Consider the following 18,593-nt stretch of genomic DNA (forward strand, 5'->3'; position numbering starts at 1 on the left):
CGCGGTATATGACTCTTGTATTTCGGGAATCTGCCCGAACCTAGGAACTTATGGATGCATTTCACGGCACGACCATCATCAGCGTGCGTCGTAAAACCCCGCAGGGGTATTCGGTGGCCATCGGCGGCGACGGCCAGGTGACCCTGGGCAATATTGTGGTCAAGGGCACGGCCCGCAAGGTGCGCAAGCTTCACCACGGCAAGGTGCTGGCAGGTTTTGCCGGTGCGACGGCGGACGCCTTCACCCTGTTTGAGCGCTTTGAAGCCAAGCTGGAGAAGCACCAGGGCCACTTGGTGCGTGCCGCCATCGAGTTGACCAAGGACTGGCGCACCGACCGAGTACTGCGCCGCCTGGAAGCCATGCTGGCCGTGGCGGACCGTGACGCGTCCCTCATCATCACCGGCAACGGAGATGTGCTGGAGCCGGAAAATGGCATTGTCACCATCGGATCGGGCGGCGCGTACGCGCAGGCGGCGGCCGTGGCCCTGCTCAACCACACGGAGCTGACGGCGGCCGATGTCGTCAAGCGCTCGCTGGAAATTGCGGGTGAGTTGTGCATCTACACCAACATGCAGCACACGATCGAAACACTGGATTGAACACCGACATGACACCGCAGGATATCGTCGCCGAGCTCGACAAACACATCGTGGGCCAAAGCCAGGCCAAGCGGGCGGTGGCCATCGCCCTGCGCAACCGCTGGCGCCGCCAGCAGGTCGAGGTCGGCTTGCGGGCGGAAATCACACCCAAGAATATTCTGATGATCGGCCCCACCGGCGTCGGAAAAACCGAGATTGCCCGCCGCCTGGCCCGCCTGGCCGATGCGCCGTTCATCAAGGTGGAGGCCACCAAGTTCACCGAGGTGGGGTATGTCGGCAAGGATGTGGATGCCATCATCCGGGACCTGGCCGACATCGCAGTCAAGCAGACGCGTGAGGCCGAAAAGAAGAAAGTGCGTGCCCGCGCGGAAGATGCGGCCGAGGACCGCATTCTGGACATTCTGATCCCGCCGCCCCGCACCGAGTTCGGTGTCACATCCGCCACCGATACGCCGGAGAGCACCGCGCGCCAGACCTTTCGCAAGAAATTGCGGGAAGGTCAGCTGGCCGAGCGCGAAATCGAGATCGATGTGGCGCAGGCCATGCCCCAGCTGGAGGTCATGGGTCCGCCCGGCATGGAAGAGATGACGGAGCAGCTGCGGGGCATGTTTGGCCAGCTGGGACAGCAGAAGAAGCAGACGCGCAAGCTGAAGATCAGCGAGGCGCACAAGTTGCTGGTCGACGAGGAAGCCGCCAAGCTGGTGAATGAAGACGACATCAAGACCCAGGCGCTGCATCTGCTGGAGCAAAACGGCATTGTCTTCATCGACGAAATTGACAAGGTCACCTCGCGCAGCGAGGGCAGTGGTGCCGAGGTGTCCCGCCAGGGCGTTCAGCGCGATCTGCTGCCCCTGGTGGAAGGAACGACGGTGTCCACCAAATACGGCGTCGTCAAGACGGACCACATCCTGTTTGTCGCCTCGGGCGCCTTTCACCTGAGCAAGCCCAGCGACCTGATTCCCGAGTTGCAGGGGCGCTTTCCCATCCGGGTGGAGTTGCAGTCGCTGTCGGTGGATGACTTCGAAGCCATCCTGATGCAGACCCACGCCTCGCTGGTCAAACAGTACCAGGCCTTGCTGGCCACCGAACAGGTGACCCTGGAGTTCACTCCGGACGGCATCACGCGGTTGGCGCAGATTGCATTCGAAGTCAATGAGCGCACCGAGAACATTGGTGCGCGCCGTCTGGCCACCGTCATGGAGCGGCTGCTCGACGACGTGAGTTTTGATGCCGCCGCGCTGGCGGGCCAAACCGTGCGGATCGACGCGCCGTATGTGGATGCGCGGCTGGGGGAACTCAGCCAGAACGAGGATCTCTCCCGTTACATTTTGTAAACGCGTGCCGGCCAGGGCGCCTGACGTGCTTCAAGCGTTACTTTCATTGCCGGCGCTAAGTGCTTAATTTAGAACGTTTTTTGCTGTCCATTTGACTTCAGAATCGTCTCTAAGTCCTTGATTTCATTGGAAAAATTTCTCGCAAGCCCCCTTGCAAGCTGCACATTTGCTGATACAGTGCAAAAAAGTGCAATTTAGTGGTGAAAAGTGTCTCTGCGTAGGCCTTTTCATGTGGACGTGCAAAAAAAGGGTGGTCTGCGGTGTTTCAAGGGGCTTCGTCTCTCAGTCTCGATGCGAAGGGAAGGCTTAGTGTGCCGACCCGGCACCGTGACGTCCTGAGCGCCACTGCCGCCGGTCAACTCACCATCACCAAACACCCGCACGGCTGTCTCATGGTGTTTCCGCGCCCCGAGTGGGAAAAGTTCCGCGAGCGCATTGCCGCACTGCCGATGTCGGCCCAGTGGTGGAAGCGCATTTTTCTCGGCAATGCCATGGATGTGGAAATGGATGCCACGGGGCGCGTGCTGGTCTCCCCGGAGTTGCGCGAGGCCGCCGGCATTGCCAAAGACACCATGCTGCTGGGCATGGGGAACCACTTCGAGCTGTGGGACAAGGCCACCTACGATGCCCAGGAAGCGAAGGCCATGCAGGGCGAAATGCCCGATGTCTTCAAGGACTTTTCCTTTTAGGACGCGGCGGTGGAAACTCCATGGACCCACTCCACCGTATTGTTGAACGAAGCTGTCGATGCGTTGTTCAACAATGAGCCGGACGCCGAGCACTCTGCTGCGGACGGCACTTATGTCGACGCCACGTTTGGCCGCGGCGGACATTCCCGTCTCATCCTCTCCCGTCTGTCGCCCCTGGGGCGTCTGATTGCCTTTGACCGGGACCCGGATGCCGTCGCCGTGGCCAATGCCATTGACGACGAACGGTTCTCCATCCGCCACGCATCGTTTTCGCACCTCAACGAACTGCCCGGCAACAGCGTGGCCGGCGTGCTGATGGATCTGGGCGTGAGTTCGCCCCAGATCGACAACCCGGTGCGGGGTTTCAGTTTCCGTTTCGAAGGTCCGCTGGACATGCGGATGGATACCACGCAGGGGGAGAGTGTGGCCCAGTGGCTGGCGACGGCCGAGACAGATCAGATCGCGGAGGTGATACGTGAATATGGTGAAGAACGGTTTGCTGGCCCCATTGCAAAGGCGATTGTTGCTCGCCGACAGGAACGGGGCCCAATTTCAACCACCACTGAGCTGGCCCAGCTCGTGGCTGACACGGTCAAAACCCGCGAGCCGGGCCAGAACCCTGCAACGCGCACATTTCAGGCTTTTCGGATTTTCATCAACGCCGAGCTTGAAGAGCTGCAACAAGCGCTAGAAACCAGTCTGGATGTGCTGCAGCCCGGCGGGCGCCTTGTCGTCATCAGCTTCCATTCGCTGGAGGACCGGATCGTCAAGCAGTTCATTGCCAAGCACTCGCGCGATGCGTACGACCGGCGGGCGCCGTTTGCCCTGCCCAAGGTCATGAAGCTCAAGGCCCTGGATCGCATCAAGCCCAGCGCGGATGAAGTGGACGGCAATGCCCGTTCCCGCAGCGCCATCATGCGTGTGGCGCAGAGGACCACGGCATGATCCGCCTCAACCTGGTGCTGCTGCTGGCCGTGCTGGCCAGCGCCTTCTATCTGGTCAATGTCCAGTACGAATCGCGTCGCTTGTTTGCGGAACTGGACAAGGCCCACACCGAGGCCCGGCGCCTGGATGTGGAGCGTGAGCGTCTGCAGGTGGAAAAGCGGGCCCAGGCCACGCCGGCACGCGTGGAGCGGCTGGCGCGCGAGAAGCTGGAAATGCGCCAGGCCACGCCGGGTATCACCACCTACGTGACGTATTCCGCGCCGCCTGCGTCCCAGGCGGCGCCGCCGGTCCCGTCGGGAGACGCCGTGGCCAGGGGGGCCAGCCCGTGAGCCGCAGCATCCAATACACCTCCAGCCCCTTGCTGGCCAGCCGCACTCCGGTCTGGCGCAGCAAGTTTGTCGTTGGGGCCATCGCCTTTGCATTCTGCGGTCTGGCGGCGCGCGCCGCCTATATCCAGGTGCTGGGCAATGATTTTTTCCAGCGCCAGGGTGAGGTGCGGTTTGCGCGCACTCTGGAGCTGCCGGCCAACCGGGGGCGCATCCTTGATCGCAACGGTCTGATCCTGGCGTCCAGCGTGCCTTCGCCCAGCATCTGGGCGATTCCGGAAGACGTGGACATCGACAAGGCCCAGCTGCAAAGCCTGGCCCGGTTGCTGGAGATGCCCGCTGGCGAGTTGTCCCGGAAGCTGGAGAACGAAGACAAGACCTTCGTGTGGCTGAAGCGCCAGGTGGACGAGTCGGTGGCACGCCAGATTGCAGCGCTCAATATCAAGGGCATTTACCAGCGCAAGGAATACCGGCGCGAGTACCCAGAGGGCGAGTCCGCGGTGCACGTCGTGGGCTTCACCAACGTGGAAGACCACGGGCAGGAGGGGGTGGAGCTGGCCTTCAACAAGGAGCTGGCCGGACGCAACGGATCGCGCCGCGTGATCAAGGACCGCCTGGGCCGCGTGGTGGAAGACGTGGGCGACCAGATTCCTCCGGTGGAAGGCAAGGACCTTCAGCTCAGCATCGACAGCAAGGTGCAGTTCTTCGCCTACCAGAAATTGCGCGAAGCCGTGCTCGACAACAAGGCCAAGGCCGGCAGCGTGGTGGTGCTCGACGCCATCAGTGGCGAAGTCCTGGCGCTGACCAACTACCCCAGCTACAACCCCAGCAAGCGGCGCAACCTCAGCGGTGAGCAGCTGCGCAACCGGGCATTGACCGATACCTTCGAGCCCGGTTCCGTGATGAAACCCTTCACCATCGGGCTGGGGCTGGAGACTGGGCGTGTCACGCCCAACACCATCATCGACACCGGCAACGGCCATCTCACCATCACCGGTTCCACCATTTCCGACTCCCACCCCAACGGCGTGTTGACGGTGGAGGGGGTGATCCAGAAGTCGAGCAACGTGGGCACGACCAAGATCGCCATGCAGATGCAGCCGCGCGAAATGTGGGAGCTGTTCACCCAGGCCGGTTTCGGGCAAAAGCCCCAGATCAGTTTCCCCGGCGTGGTGTCGGGCCGGCTGCGCCCCTACAAGACCTGGCGGCCCATCGAGCAGGCCACTATGTCGTACGGCTACGGCCTGTCAGCTTCGTTGTTCCAGATGGCCCGTTCCTACACCGTGTTCTCGCACGATGGCGAGATCATTCCGGCCACGCTGCTGCGCAATACCGAACCCGCCGTGGGGGTCCCGGTGCTGTCGGCGCGCACCGCCCGACAGGTGCGCAAGATGCTGCAAATGGCGGCAGGCCCCGGGGGTACCGGGCAAAAGGCGCAGACCATTGGCTATTCGGTCGGTGGCAAATCGGGTACCGCCTACAAGCAAATCGGTAAGGGTTATGGAAGCGACAAGAACCGCAAGTACCGCGGCTGGTTTGTGGGCATGGCCCCGATTGACAGCCCCCGCATTGTGGTGGCCGTGATGATCGATGAGCCCAGCGCCGGCAAGTACTTTGGCGGGGATGTGGCAGCGCCGGTTTTCAGTGAAACCGTGCAGCAGACCTTGCGCATTCTGGGTGTGCAGCCCGACATGGCCGTGCGACCGCAGATCGTCTCGCAGGTTGTGGAGGAGAGCTTCTGATGGTGCTGCTCCAAACGCCCGCCCAGGCCGCGCAATGGTTGCGCCAGCGCGTCACGGGCACCTTGCGCTCCGACAGCCGCCAGCTGGCGCCGGGCGACGGCTTCATTGCCTGGCCGGGTGCCGCGGTGGATGCGCGCCAGTTCGTGGCCGGAGCCCTGCAGCGGGGGGCGGCGGCCTGCCTGGTGGAAAGTGACGGTCTGGCCCCCTTTGGCCTGACCGATGAACGCATTGGCAGCTATGCCGGCCTCAAATCCGACACCGGAGCCATTGCCGCCGAGTTCTTTGCGCACCCCTCCCGCCAGTTGGCCGTGGTGGCGGTCACGGGAACGAACGGCAAGACCTCCACGGCCTGGTGGCTGGCACAGGCTTTGTCGGCCTTGCCGGCGGCGCAGGCCCTGCCATGCGGGGTGATCGGTACCCTGGGTGTGGGGCGTCCGCCGGCCGCGGACCAGGATGCGAAGGATGCGGCCGTCATCTCCACCGGCCTGACCACGCCGGACCCGGTGCTGCTGCAGCGAACCTTGCGCCAGTTCGTGGACGACGGACTGCGGGCCTGTGCCATGGAGGCGTCCTCCATCGGTGTCGCAGAGCGCCGGCTGGATGGCACGCAGATCCGCGTTGCAGTGTTCACCAATTTGACGCAGGACCATCTGGATTACCACGGCACCATGGAGGCCTACTGGCAAGCCAAATGCCAGCTGTTCGCCTGGACGGGCCTGGCCAGCGCCGTGGTCAACCTGGACGACGTCCGGGGGCTGGAGCTGGCGCAATCGCTGGCGGGCACCGCGCTGGATATATGGACCGTTTCCTGCCAGCGCCCGGCTCGTCTGCAGGCGCGCCACATCGCATACGACGCGCAGGGCCTGCGCTTTGACGTGGTGGAGGGAGAGCACACCGAGGTGCTGCACACGCGCATGATCGGGACCTACAACGTTTCCAATCTGCTGGGGGTGCTGGCGGCCATGCGCAGCCTGGGCGTGCCGCTGGCCGCCGCCGTGCAGGCCTGCGCGGCCCTGCATCCCGTACCGGGCCGCATGGAGTGCCTGGGGGAAGCCGGCGAGCCGTTGGTGGCCGTGGACTACGCCCATACCCCGGACGCGCTGGGTCATGCCCTGGCGGCCTTGCGGCCGCTCGCGGCGCAACGTGGCGGCCGCCTGTGGTGCGTGTTTGGCTGCGGTGGTGACCGTGATGCCTCCAAGCGCCCTCTGATGGGCGCCATTGCTGCACAGAATGCGGACCAGGTGGTGGTGACCAGCGACAACCCCCGCAGCGAGAAGCCGGAAATCATCCTGGCGCAGATTCTGCTGGGGCTGCCGCAGGACCACGCCGTGGAAGTGCAGGTAGACCGGGCGCTTGCCATTGCGGACGCCGTGGCGCGGGCGCAGGCGCAGGACGTCATCCTGCTGGCCGGCAAAGGACATGAGGACACGCAGGAGATTGCGGGCGTCAAGTATCCCTTTTCCGATCGCAGCCACGCCGAGCAGGCCCTGCGCCAGCGGCGCCAGCGCGGGCCGGAGGTGCAGCCATGAAGCCCATGATGTCCCTTGCCCAGGCAGCGCAGTGGCTGCGCGGTGCCCGTCTTGTTGGCGAAGGTGCGACGCCGGTGGTGCGGGTGCACACCGATACCCGTACGATAGAGCCCGGCGACCTGTTCGTGGCGCTCAAGGGCGAGCGCTACGATGCGAACGATTTCCTGCAGGAGGCGCAACAGCGGGGCGCAGCCGCAGTGCTGTGCCACGCCGGCGCCAGCCAGCGGGTGCCGGGGCTGCCGTGCATCGAGGTGGCGGACACCCGGGTGGCGCTGGGTGAACTGGCGGCCGCCTGGCGCGCGCAGTTCTCCCTGCCCCTGATTGCCGTGACCGGCAGCAACGGCAAGACCACGGTGACCCAGATGCTGGCGTCCATCCTGGCGGCCTTCCAGCCGCAGGACGGCGCGCTGGCAACACGCGGCAACCTGAACAACGACATCGGTGTGCCCCTGACACTGCTGCGCTTGCGGGCGCACCACCGGATCGCCGTGGTCGAGCTCGGCATGAACCATGCGGGCGAGATTGCGACCCTGGCGGGCATGGCGCAACCCACGGTTGCGCTGGTCAACAATGCGCAGCGGGAGCACCTGGAGTTCATGCAGACGGTGCAGGCCGTGGCGCAGGAGAACGGCTCGGTCATCACGGCCCTGGGCGCCCAGGGCGTGGCGGTCTTTCCTTCGGACGACACCTACACGGCCCTGTGGCAGAACCTGGCTGGCCCGCGCCGCGTGGCACGGTTTGCCCTGGCACCGGCACAGCAACCCCAGGACATTGGCTGTGTGGATGCGCAATGGGTGGACGGCGCCTGGCGGGTCCACGCGCGCGGGCTGGAGGCCGACCTGCACTACCGCCTGGCCATTGCCGGCAAGCACAACGTCAAGAATTCATTGGCCGCCGCGGCCTGCGCCCTGGCTGCCGGTGTGCCGCCTGATGCGGTGACCCGCGGCTTGGAAGCCTTCGTGCCCGTCAAGGGCCGCTCGCGCGCGCTGGCCGTGGAGGTGCAGGGCCGTGTCTGCACGCTGGTGGATGACACCTACAACGCCAACCCGGACTCCGTGCGCGCCGCCATTGACGTGCTGGCCGGCCTGCCCGGCCCGCGTCTGCTGGTGCTGGGCGACATGGGGGAGGTCGGGCAGGAAGGCCCGCAATTCCATGCCGAAGCCGGCCGCTATGCCCAGTCCGCAGGCATTGAAAAAATGTTGACGCTGGGGGTTCTGGCGCAGAGCGCCGCCCAGGCCTGCGCGGGTGCACGCCATTGCGATTCGATCGAAGACCTGAACGCCGCCGTGCTGGCTGCCCTGCCCGGCGTGGGCAGCGTGCTGGTCAAAGGTTCCCGGTTCATGCGCATGGAGCGGGTCGTGGAAGCCATCGTGTCCAGCGTTCCCGCGTCGCAGGAGTCCCGCCATGCCCACTGATTGCCCATTTGGAGAAGTCCCATGTTGTTGAGCCTGGCCCAATGGCTGCAAACCCTGTCGCCCGAGTTCGGTTTTTTCCGGGTGTTCCAGTACCTGACGTTTCGCGCCGTCATGGCGGCGCTGACGGCCCTGGTGATCGGCCTGGCTGCGGGACCGTACGTGATCCGGCGCCTGCGCGAACTCAAGATCGGCCAGCCGGTGCGCGGTTACGGCATGGAAACGCATCTGCAGAAAAGCGGCACCCCCACCATGGGTGGCGTGCTGATTTTGCTGGCGATTGCGGTGTCCACCCTGCTGTGGGCCGACCTGGGCAACCGCTTTGTCTGGATCGTGCTGCTGGTGACGCTGGGCTTTGGCGCCATTGGCTGGGTGGATGACTGGCGCAAGGTGGTGCACAAGGACCCGGAAGGTATGCGCTCGCGCGAGAAGTATTTCTGGCAGTCCGTCATCGGCCTGCTTGCGGCGCTGTATCTGGTGTTCAGCATCTCCGAAAGCTCTAACCTGCGGGTGCTGGAGCTGTTCTTCAACTGGGTGCGCTCGGGGTTTGACGTCAATCTGCCGCCCAAGGCCGGCCTGCTGCTGCCCTTCATCAAGGAGGTGAGCTACCCCCTGGGCGTGCTGGGTTTTGTCATCCTGACCTACCTGGTCATCGTCGGCTCCAGCAACGCCGTCAACCTGACCGATGGCCTGGATGGCCTGGCCATCATGCCGGTGGTGATGGTGGGTTCTGCGCTGGGCGTGTTTGCCTACGTCACCGGCAGCGCCGTGTATTCCCGGTACCTGTTCTTCCCGCTGATTCCGGGATCGGGCGAACTGATGATTTTCTGTGCCGCCATGGCCGGCTCCGGTCTGGCCTTTCTGTGGTTCAACACCCATCCGGCGCAGGTGTTCATGGGGGATGTGGGTGCCCTGGCCCTGGGTGCGGCACTGGGCACCATTGCCGTCATCGTGCGCCAGGAAATCGTGCTCGCCATCATGGGTGGCGTGTTTGTGGTCGAAGCCCTGTCGGTGATGCTGCAGGTGACCTACTTCAAGTACACCAAGAAGAAATTCGGAGAGGGGCGCCGCCTGCTGAAGATGGCACCGCTGCACCACCATTTCGAGAAGGCCGGCTGGAAGGAAACCCAGGTGGTCGTGCGTTTCTGGATCATCACCATGCTGCTGTGCCTGGTGGGCCTGTCCACCCTGAAATTACGATGAATCCCTACGAACCGCCCACTCCCGACGACCTGCCCGCGGTGCCTCCGGTAGACGCCGGGGCAGACCTGCCTGCGCAGGAGTCGCAGCCCGGCGCACCTGCGCCGCAGGCCGAGGAGTCGTTTGCCGCGGTGGAGCAGAAAACCGCGGCACCCGCGACAACGGTGCGGGCCTTGCCGACCACCCTGACCGCCGCGCGCGATGCCGCCGAATTCGTGGCGCAGGTCTTTGCCGAGACCCTGGCCGACAAGGCCGTGCCCGGGCAGACGGCGTCCGAACCGCAGACCGTGCAGGACGCGGCAGAACACGTGGCGGAGCCGGCCGTGGCGGGCGCGCAGGCGCCCTTGCAACCGCTGCTGGGGCGAAACGTCCTGATCCTGGGGCTGGGGGCCTCGGGTCTGGCCATGGCGCGCTGGTGCGTGCGCACGGGTGCGGCCCACGTGACGGTGGCCGACACGCGCGCTGCGCCGCCCCAGTTGGCGGTGCTGCAGCAGGAACTGCCGCAGGTGCGTTTCGTGGCCGGCGATTTCAATGCGGCGCTGGTCGAGGGCCAGAACCTGCAGGCGGTGTACCGCTCCCCCGGCCTCAGCCCGGAAACGGTGGCGCCGGTTCTGGCCGCGGCGCAGGCCAGCCAGATCACCACCGGTGGCGAGCTGAGCCTGTATGCCATGGCGCTGGAGGCCCTGCGCGAAACCCGCGCCTACACACCGGCGGTGCTCGCCATCACCGGCACCAACGGCAAGACCACGGTCACCTCCCTCACCGGCCAGCTGATGGCCCATGCCGGCAAGACCGTGGCGGTGGCCGGCAACATCGGTCCCACTTTGCTGGACACGCTGGCGGGGCACCTGGATGCGCAGACCCTGCCGCAGGTGTGGGTGTTGGAGCTGTCGAGCTTCCAGCTGGATGCCGCGGATCGCTTCGAGCCCACGGCGGCCGTAGTGCTCAACCTCACCCAGGATCACCTGGACTGGCATGGCAGCATGCAGGCCTACGCCCAGGCCAAGGCCCGCATCTTTGGTCAGCACGCGCTGATGGTGCTCAACCGCGACGACGCCGCCGTGATGGCCATGCTGCCCGAGCCGGTTCGCGTCAAGCTGCAGCGCCCGCAGGTGCGTGCCCACATCACCTTTGGCTGCGACATGCCCCGGCGCCCCGGCGACTTCGGCCTGGAGGAAGTCAATGGCATGGTGTGGCTGGTGCGCGCACTGGAAGCCGACGAAACCCGCAAGAAGCGCAAGGACGACGAGGAAGAGTTGCACATCCAGCGCCTGATGCCCGCCGACGCGCTGCGCATCCGTGGGCGCCACAACGCCAGCAATGCCCTGGCGGCCCTGGCGCTGTGCGCCGCGGCCGGGTGCACGCTGGCGCCACTCCTGTATGGCTTGCGCGAGTACCGGGGCGAACCCCACCGTGTGGAGCCGGTGGGCATCCTCAACGGTGTGGAGTTCTTCGATGACAGCAAGGGCACCAATGTGGGGGCCACCGCCGCTGCGCTGCAGGGCCTGGGAGCCGACCGCAAGGTGGTCGTCATTCTGGGTGGGGAAGGCAAGGGGCAGGACTTTTCGCCGCTGGCCGCGCCGGTTGCCCGCTACGTGCGCGCCGTGGTGCTCATCGGGCGTGACGCGCCCTTGATCCGCCAGGCGCTGGAGCAGACCGGGGTTCCCCTGGCGGACGCCGAGTCCATGGAAGCGGCGGTGGCGCTGGCCAACCAGCGGGCCCACGCGGGCGACGCGGTGCTGATGTCGCCGGCCTGTGCCAGTTTTGACATGTTTGACGACTACGCGCACCGTGCCCGTGTGTTCTGCGCCGCGGTGCAGGAGCTGGCACGGTCGACCGGCGTGGACCTGGAGGGCGGTGCATGAGCGCCTGGGGCTCCTCCCTGAAAGGCTGGTTTGCGGCGCGCGTGGCGCCGGCGGCCTCCGCCCTGCCGGTGCGTCTGGGGGGGCGGGGCTCGTTCTCGTCCACCACCGCCGTGGCGCCGGTGCGCGGGTTTGACCAGCCGCTGGTCTGGGTGGTGGCGGCGTTGCTGCTGTGGGGCTCGGTGATGGTGTATTCGGCCTCCATTGCCATGCCCGAAAACCCGCGCTTCGCCAACTACACCCACGCGCATTTCCTGGTGCGCCACATGGCCTCGATTGCCGTGGCATTTGTGGCGGCGCTGATCGCCTTCCAGATTCCCATCCAGGCCTGGGAGAAGGCTGCGCCCTGGCTGTTTGTGGTCTCTCTGGCGCTGCTCATCCTGGTGCTGGTGCCTTTCATCGGCAAGGGTGTCAATGGTGCCCGGCGCTGGATTGCTTTGGGCATCCTGAATTTCCAGCCCTCCGAGCTGGCCAAGTTCGCCGTGCTGCTGTACGCCGCCGATTACATGGTGCGCAAGATGGAGGTCAAGGAGCGGTTTTTCCGCGCCGTTCTGCCCATGGGTGTGGCGGTCGCCATTGTCGGCACGCTGCTGCTGGCGGAGCCGGACATGGGCGCCTTCATGGTGATCTCCGTGATCGCCATGGGCATCCTGTTCCTGGGCGGCGTCAATGCCCGCATGTTCTTTCTGATTGCCACGGTGCTGGTGGCCGCCTTCGGGCTCATGATCGCGTTCAACGACTACCGGCGGGCGCGGATTTTTGCCTATCTGGACCCCTGGAGCGAGAACAACGCGCTGGCCAAGGGCTACCAGCTGACCCACTCACTGATCGCCATCGGCCGCGGTGAAATCTTTGGCGTGGGGCTGGGCGGCAGCGTGGAAAAATTGCACTGGCTGCCCGAAGCGCACACCGACTTCTTGCTGGCGGTGATTGGCGAGGAATTCGGGCTGCTGGGCGTGCTGGCGGTGATCGCGCTGTTCCTGTGGCTCACGCGGCGCATGATGCACATCGGGCGCCAGGCCATTGCGCTGGACCGCGTGTTCGCCGGGCTGGTGGCGCAGGGTGTGGGCATCTGGATGGGGTTCCAGTCCTTCATCAACATGGGCGTGAACCTGGGGGCCTTGCCCACCAAGGGCCTGACGCTGCCGCTCATGAGCTACGGCGGCTCGGCCATCCTGATCAACCTGATTTCGATCGCCGTGGTGCTGCGCATCGACTACGAGAACCGACAACTCATGCACGGAGGCCGTGTATGAGCGCGAACATGAACGCCGCCGGGCCGTCCCAAGGCGTGAGGGCCCCCTCGGGGGGCAGTGCAGTACACGCAGTGACAAGCGTGGGGGCGCACAGTCCTTGCGCATTGATCATGGCCGGCGGCACCGGGGGGCACATCTTTCCGGGGCTGGCAGTGGCGCAGGCCCTGCGCGAACGCGGCTGGCGCGTGCACTGGCTGGGTGCACCCGACAGCATGGAAAGCCGACTGGTACCCGCCAAAGGATTCCCGCTGGAGCTGGTGCATTTTTCCGGCGTGCGCGGCAAGGGGCTGCGCACCGTGGTCGCATTGCCGCTGCGCCTGCTGCGGGCCCTGGCGCAAAGCCGGGCGGTGCTGCGCCGGGTCCAACCCGATGTGGTGGTGGGGCTGGGCGGCTACATTACCTTCCCGGCGGGGGTTATGGCGGCGCTGCTGGGCAAACCCCTGGTGCTGCATGAGCAGAATTCGGTGGCCGGCATGGCCAACAAGGTGCTGGCGGTGCTGGCACGCCGTGTGTTCACGGCCTTTCCCAACGTGTTTGCCAAGGGCCAGTGGGTGGGCAACCCCCTGCGGGCGGAATTCCTGCTGCAGCCGGCGCCCGAGCAGCGCTTTGCCGGACGCAGCGGTCCGTTGCGCGTGCTGGTAGTGGGCGGCAGCCTGGGCGCGCGCGCGCTCAACACCGTGGTGCCGCAGGCCCTGGCGCTGATCCCGGCAGACCAGCGTCCGCTGGTGATCCACCAGAGCGGCGAGAAGCAGATCGACGAACTGCGGGCCAACTATGCGGCGGCTGGAATTGCGGTGAGCGTCGCCGGGCCGTCCCAAGACCCGAAGGCCCCCCCGGAGGTCACTATCACCCCCTTCATCGACAACACGGCCCAGGCCTTTGCCGACGCCGACCTGGTGATCTGCCGGGCGGGCGCCAGCACCGTGACGGAGCTGGCGGCCGTCGGTGCCGCGGCGGTGTTTGTGCCTTTTCCCGCAGCGGTGGATGACCACCAGACCCATAACGCCGCCTTCCTGGTGGACCAGGGAGCCGGCTGGCTGTTGCCGCAGACAAGCCTGACGCCCGCGGCCTTGGCCGAATTGCTACAAAAAACAGAGCGATCTGCGCTACTGCAGCGTGGCCTGCAGGCCAAAAAGCTGCAACAAATTCATGCGACGGACGCGGTAGTGTCCGCCTGCGAGGAGCTCGCCCAATGAAACACGCGATCAAACACATCCATTTTGTCGGCGTGGGCGGCTCCGGCATGTCCGGCATTGCCGAGGTGCTGTGCAACCTGGGCTACACCATTTCCGGTTCCGACCTGTCCGACAGCGCGACGCTCAAACGCCTGGCCACGCTGGGCATCCAGACCCATGTGGGCCACGCGGCCGAGCACGTGGCGGGCGCCGACGCGGTGGTCACGTCCACGGCGGTGCAGGCCGACAACCCGGAGGTCATCCGCGCCCGTGCCATGCACATTCCCGTTGTGCCGCGCGCCCTGATGCTGGCCGAGCTGATGCGCCTGAAGCAGGGCATTGCCATTGCCGGCACCCATGGCAAGACCACCACCACCAGCCTGGTGGCCAGCGTGCTGGCCGAGGCCGGTCTGGACCCCACCTTTGTGATTGGCGGACGGCTCAACAGCGCCGGCACCAACGCCCGCCTGGGGCAGGGCGAGCACATCGTGGTGGAGGCGGACGAGTCGGACGCCTCCTTCCTGAACCTGTTGCCGGTGATGGCGGTCGTGACCAACATCGACGCCGACCACATGGAAACCTACGGCCACGACTTCGGCAAGCTGAAGAAGGCGTTCGTGGACTTCCTGCACCGCATGCCGTTTTACGGCACGGCCATCCTGTGCACCGATGACGCCGCCGTGCGGGAGATCTCCGAGCAGGTGACCTGCCCGATTACCAGCTACGGTTTCAACGAAGACGCCCAGGTGCGGGCCGTGGACGTGCGTGCCGTGGGGGGGCAGATGCATTTCACGGTGCAGCGCCGCAACGGCGTGGTGCTGCCCGACCTGGACGTGGTGCTCAACCTGCCGGGTCGGCACAACGTGCTCAATGCGCTGTCGGCCATCGCCGTGGCGGTGGAGCTGAACATCGCCGATGCCGCCGTGGTGAAGGCGCTGGCCGAGTTCCGCGGTGTGGGCCGGCGTTTCCAGCGCTACGGGGATCTGCCGCTGCCCGCCGGCGGCGTGCTCACCGTGATCGACGACTACGGCCACCACCCGGTGGAAATGGCCGCCACGCTGGCGGCCGCGCGCGGGGCCTTCCCGGGGCGCCGCCTGGTGCTGGCGTTCCAGCCCCACCGCTTCACGCGCACCCGCGACTGCTTTGAAGACTTCGTCAAGGTGATCGGCCAGGCTGACTCGGTGCTGCTGGGTGAGGTCTATGCCGCGGGCGAGGCGCCCATCGTGGCCGCCGACGGCCGCTCGCTGGCGCGGGCACTGCGCATTGCCGGCAAGGTGGAGCCGATCTTCGTGGACGACATTGCCGCCATGCCCCAGGCCATCGTGGACAACGCCCGGCCGGGCGACGTGCTGCTGAGCATGGGAGCCGGCTCCATCGGTGCCGTGCCAGCCAAGGTGGTGGAACTGCTACAAAAAAATGAGCTGCCTGCGCAGAAAGGTCAAGGGCTATGAGCCAATTGGATGCAAATTTGAAGGCTGCCGGATCGGCCCCGGGCGTGGGCTCCGTGCTGGGCAAGGTCGCCGTCCTGATGGGCGGCACCTCGGCCGAGCGCGAGGTGTCCCTGATGTCGGGCAACGGCGTGCTCAAGGCGCTGTTGTCCCGCGGGGTGGATGCCCACGCGTTCGACCCGGCCGAGCGGGACCTGGATGCGCTCAAGCGCGAAGGCTTCGCGCGCTGCTTCATTGCCCTGCATGGTCGCCACGGCGAAGACGGCACGGTGCAGGGCGCCCTGGAACTGCTGGGCATTCCCTACACCGGCTCGGGCGTCATGGCGTCGAGCATCTCCATGGACAAGGTCATGACCAAGCGCATCTGGCGCTTTGAAGGCCTGTCCACCCCGGCGTGGAGCCAGGTGCACAGTGGTGCCGAAACCCGTGCGGCGTTTGCCGAGCTGGGCGCGCCCATGATCGTTAAGCCCGCGCGCGAAGGCTCCTCCATCGGCTTTACCAAGGTCATGTCGGTCGACCAGTGCGAGGCCGCGTACGCACTGGCGTCCCAGCACGACCCCATGGTGCTGTGCGAGCAGTTCATTGCCGGCGACGAAGTCACCTGTCCCGTGCTGGGCCCCACCGACCAGCCACGGGCGCTGCCCGTCATCCGCATCGTGGCGCCCGACGGCAACTACGACTACCAGAACAAGTACTTCACCGACACCACGCAGTACCTGGTGCCGGCGGGCCTGCCTGCTGGCGAGGAAGACGCCATTGCGGCCATGGTCTGCAAGGCCTACCAGGTGCTGGGTTGCCGCGGCTGGGCGCGGGCCGACGTGATGATCGACGCGCGGACCCGCAAGCCCTACCTGCTGGAAATCAACACCTCGCCCGGCATGACCGGGCACTCGCTGGTGCCCATGTCGGCCCGGGCAGCCGGCATCAGCTACGAAGACCTGTGCGTGCAGTTGCTGCAGCACACCGACCTGGATGGAGGTGCCCGCGCATGAACCGTGCCGAGGCGATGCCGCTGGATGTCAAGCTGATGAACATGACCGCAGCGATCCTGTTGCTGACGTTTGCCGTCTTTGGCGCCGTCGCCCTGGCCCGCTGGGTTGCGCGCATGCCGGTCTTTGACATCCGCAGCATTACCGTCAGCGGGGATGTCCAGCACAACAACCTGCTCACGCTGCGCGCCAACGTCACCCCCCGCCTGTCGGGCACGTTTTTCAGCGTGGACCTGGCCCGCGTGCGGACGGTCTTCGAGTCGGTGCCCTGGGTGCGCCAGGCCGTGGTGCGGCGCGATTTCCCCAACCGCCTGCAGGTCGTGCTGCAGGAACACAAGCCGGTGGCCTACTGGGGTGGCGACGGTGACGTGCGCCTGATCAACAGCTACGGCGAAGTGTTCGAGGCCAACGTGGGGGAAGTGGAGCAGGAAGCACTGCCCCAGCTCAGCGGACCGGAAGGCCGCAGCGCCGAAGTGCTGGCCATGTACCGCACCCTGGCGCCGCTGTTCGAGCCGATGGAATTGCCGATCGAGCAGCTGGAGCTCTCGGGCGGCGGCAGCTGGCGGGCCCACCTGGAGTCGGGGGCCGTCATTGAACTGGGTCGGGGCGAGACGGCGGACATTGTCGCGCGCGTGCAGCGCTTCCTCCAGACCCTCACCCAGGTGACTTCCCGCTACGCCCGGCATGCCAATGCCGTGGAGTCGGCGGATTTGCGGCATGAAAACGGGTATGCCATCCGGCTGCGCGGCGTGAGCACGCTGGCGGCCGCTGGCCCCAAAAAATAACGGAAGAAGACTCGCAGGAATCCATATGGCAAAAGAATACAAAGACCTCGTCGTCGGGCTGGATATCGGAACCGCCAAGGTCATGGTGGTGGTGGCCGAGGTCTTGCCCGGGGGCGAACTGAAGCTGGCCGGCCTGGGCGTGGCGCCCAGCAACGGCCTCAAGCGCGGGGTGGTGGTGAACATCGACGCCACGGTGCAGAGCATCCAGCAGGCGCTGCGCGAAGCGGAGCTGATGGCCGACTGCAAGATCACCCGCGTGTACACCGGCATCACCGGCAGCCACATCCGTGGCCTGAACTCCAGCGGCATGGTGGCGGTGAAAGACCGCGAGGTGACGCCGGCGGACGTGGCCCGGGTGGTGGAGACGGCCAAGGCCATCAACATCTCCACCGACCAGCGCCTGTTGCTGGTGGAACCGCAGGAATTCATCATCGACGGCCAGGACGTGCGCGAGCCCATTGGCATGAGCGGCATCCGCCTGGAAGCCAAGGTGCACATCGTGACCGGCGCCCAGAGCGCGGCCGAGAACATCATCAAGTGCGTGCGCCGCTGCGGCCTGGAAGTGGAGCAGCTCATGCTCAACCCGCTGGCCAGCAGCCTCTCCGTGCTGACCGAGGACGAGCGCGAATTGGGCGTGGCGTTGGTCGACATTGGCGCCGGCACCACTGACATCGCCATCTTCACCAACGGCGCCATCCGCCACACGGCCGTGATCCCGATTGCCGGCGACCTGATCACCAGCGACATCGCCATGGCCCTGCGCACGCCGACCAAGGATGCCGAGGACATCAAGGTCGAAAGCGGCCACGCCAAGCAACTGCTGGTGGACCCGGAGACGCAAGTCGAGGTACCCGGCCTGGGCGACCGCGGTCCGCGCATGCTCAGCCGCCAGGCGCTAGCCGGCGTGATCGAGCCGCGCATCGAGGAAATTTTCAGCCTGGTCAACCAGGTCATGCGCGAGTCAGGCTACGAGGAAGTGCTGTCCTCCGGCATCGTGCTCACGGGCGGCAGCTGCGTCATGCCGGGCATGGTGGAGCTGGGCGAAGACATCTTCCTCAAGCCGGTGCGCCGCGGCATTCCGAAATACACCGGCGCCCTGTCGGACATGGTGGCCCAGCCCCGTGCCGCCACGGTCATGGGTCTGCTGGAAGAGGCCCGCCTGGCGCGCATGCGCGGCTACAAGGTGGCGCAGAAAAACGGCTCCATGAAAACAGCGCTCGGCCAGGTCAAAGACTGGTTCATCGGGAACTTCTGACCATGGAACACAAGACTTGGCTGGCACGGGGAAGTCCCCATTGGCGA

General features: G+C 65.8%; 16 protein-coding genes. All 16 read left to right on the plus strand.

Features of this window, described 5'->3' with window-relative positions; all coding sequences use genetic code 11:
* The first annotated feature begins 50 nt into the window (after positions 1 to 50).
* The 16 genes from hslV to ftsA all read left to right on the plus strand — a co-directional run bounded on the left by hslV (position 51) and on the right by ftsA (position 18,546).
* Positions 51 to 599: an ATP-dependent protease subunit HslV gene (hslV, locus tag AC1Q5W_RS07275; RefSeq protein ID WP_492644183.1), complete on the plus strand. Its 549-nt coding sequence runs from the start codon at positions 51 to 53 to the stop codon at positions 597 to 599.
* A gap of 8 nt (positions 600 to 607) precedes the next feature.
* The gene (gene hslU / locus AC1Q5W_RS07280; RefSeq protein WP_492644182.1) at positions 608 to 1,933 is read left to right on the plus strand and encodes an ATP-dependent protease ATPase subunit HslU; all 1,326 of its coding nucleotides are present in this window, start codon (positions 608 to 610) and stop codon (positions 1,931 to 1,933) included.
* A gap of 260 nt (positions 1,934 to 2,193) precedes the next feature.
* Positions 2,194 to 2,622 carry a division/cell wall cluster transcriptional repressor MraZ gene (gene mraZ / locus AC1Q5W_RS07285; protein ID WP_094482051.1) on the plus strand — a complete coding sequence of 143 codons (429 nt, stop codon included), beginning with the start codon at positions 2,194 to 2,196 and terminating at the stop codon, positions 2,620 to 2,622.
* Between the two features lie 9 nt (positions 2,623 to 2,631).
* Positions 2,632 to 3,567, plus strand: coding sequence for a 16S rRNA (cytosine(1402)-N(4))-methyltransferase RsmH (gene rsmH, locus AC1Q5W_RS07290; RefSeq protein WP_492644181.1), 936 nt, complete (start codon positions 2,632 to 2,634; stop codon positions 3,565 to 3,567).
* Complete coding sequence (gene ftsL, locus AC1Q5W_RS07295) at positions 3,564 to 3,896, plus strand: cell division protein FtsL (protein WP_492644180.1); 333 nt, start codon at positions 3,564 to 3,566, stop codon at positions 3,894 to 3,896. The genes rsmH and ftsL overlap by 4 nt, the downstream gene beginning before the upstream one ends.
* On the plus strand, positions 3,893 to 5,635 hold the full coding sequence (locus AC1Q5W_RS07300) for a peptidoglycan D,D-transpeptidase FtsI family protein (protein WP_492644179.1): 1,743 nt from the start codon (positions 3,893 to 3,895) through the stop codon (positions 5,633 to 5,635). The genes ftsL and AC1Q5W_RS07300 overlap by 4 nt, the downstream gene beginning before the upstream one ends.
* Positions 5,635 to 7,164 (plus strand): UDP-N-acetylmuramoyl-L-alanyl-D-glutamate--2,6-diaminopimelate ligase, encoded by a 1,530-nt coding sequence (locus AC1Q5W_RS07305; protein WP_492644178.1) that lies wholly within the window; start codon positions 5,635 to 5,637, stop codon positions 7,162 to 7,164. Before AC1Q5W_RS07300 ends, AC1Q5W_RS07305 begins: the two co-directional genes overlap by 1 nt.
* 5 nt (positions 7,165 to 7,169) lie before the next feature.
* Positions 7,170 to 8,579, plus strand: a complete 1,410-nt coding sequence (locus AC1Q5W_RS07310; RefSeq protein WP_492646132.1) for a UDP-N-acetylmuramoyl-tripeptide--D-alanyl-D-alanine ligase — start codon at positions 7,170 to 7,172, stop codon at positions 8,577 to 8,579.
* 21 nt (positions 8,580 to 8,600) lie between these two features.
* Positions 8,601 to 9,779, plus strand: coding sequence for a phospho-N-acetylmuramoyl-pentapeptide-transferase (mraY, locus tag AC1Q5W_RS07315; protein ID WP_492644177.1), 1,179 nt, complete (start codon positions 8,601 to 8,603; stop codon positions 9,777 to 9,779).
* Positions 9,776 to 11,641: a UDP-N-acetylmuramoyl-L-alanine--D-glutamate ligase gene (gene murD, locus AC1Q5W_RS07320; protein ID WP_492644176.1), complete on the plus strand. Its 1,866-nt coding sequence runs from the start codon at positions 9,776 to 9,778 to the stop codon at positions 11,639 to 11,641. Before mraY ends, murD begins: the two co-directional genes overlap by 4 nt.
* Complete coding sequence (gene ftsW / locus AC1Q5W_RS07325; RefSeq protein ID WP_492644175.1) at positions 11,638 to 12,894, plus strand: putative lipid II flippase FtsW; 1,257 nt, start codon at positions 11,638 to 11,640, stop codon at positions 12,892 to 12,894. Before murD ends, ftsW begins: the two co-directional genes overlap by 4 nt.
* Positions 12,891 to 14,090, plus strand: a complete 1,200-nt coding sequence (gene murG, locus AC1Q5W_RS07330) for an undecaprenyldiphospho-muramoylpentapeptide beta-N-acetylglucosaminyltransferase (protein ID WP_492644174.1) — start codon at positions 12,891 to 12,893, stop codon at positions 14,088 to 14,090. Before ftsW ends, murG begins: the two co-directional genes overlap by 4 nt.
* Complete coding sequence (murC, locus tag AC1Q5W_RS07335) at positions 14,087 to 15,520, plus strand: UDP-N-acetylmuramate--L-alanine ligase (RefSeq protein ID WP_492644173.1); 1,434 nt, start codon at positions 14,087 to 14,089, stop codon at positions 15,518 to 15,520. The genes murG and murC overlap by 4 nt, the downstream gene beginning before the upstream one ends.
* Positions 15,517 to 16,509, plus strand: a complete 993-nt coding sequence (locus AC1Q5W_RS07340; protein ID WP_492644172.1) for a D-alanine--D-alanine ligase — start codon at positions 15,517 to 15,519, stop codon at positions 16,507 to 16,509. Before murC ends, AC1Q5W_RS07340 begins: the two co-directional genes overlap by 4 nt.
* The gene (locus AC1Q5W_RS07345) at positions 16,506 to 17,291 is read left to right on the plus strand and encodes a cell division protein FtsQ/DivIB (RefSeq protein ID WP_492644171.1); all 786 of its coding nucleotides are present in this window, start codon (positions 16,506 to 16,508) and stop codon (positions 17,289 to 17,291) included. Before AC1Q5W_RS07340 ends, AC1Q5W_RS07345 begins: the two co-directional genes overlap by 4 nt.
* Positions 17,292 to 17,316: 25 nt before the next feature.
* Entirely contained in the window at positions 17,317 to 18,546 is a 1,230-nt protein-coding gene (gene ftsA / locus AC1Q5W_RS07350) for a cell division protein FtsA (protein ID WP_492644170.1), read from the plus strand.
* Positions 18,547 to 18,593: the final 47 nt, after the last annotated feature.

Source organism: Rhodoferax sp. MLSD5-FHT05B10 (genome assembly GCF_058793415.1).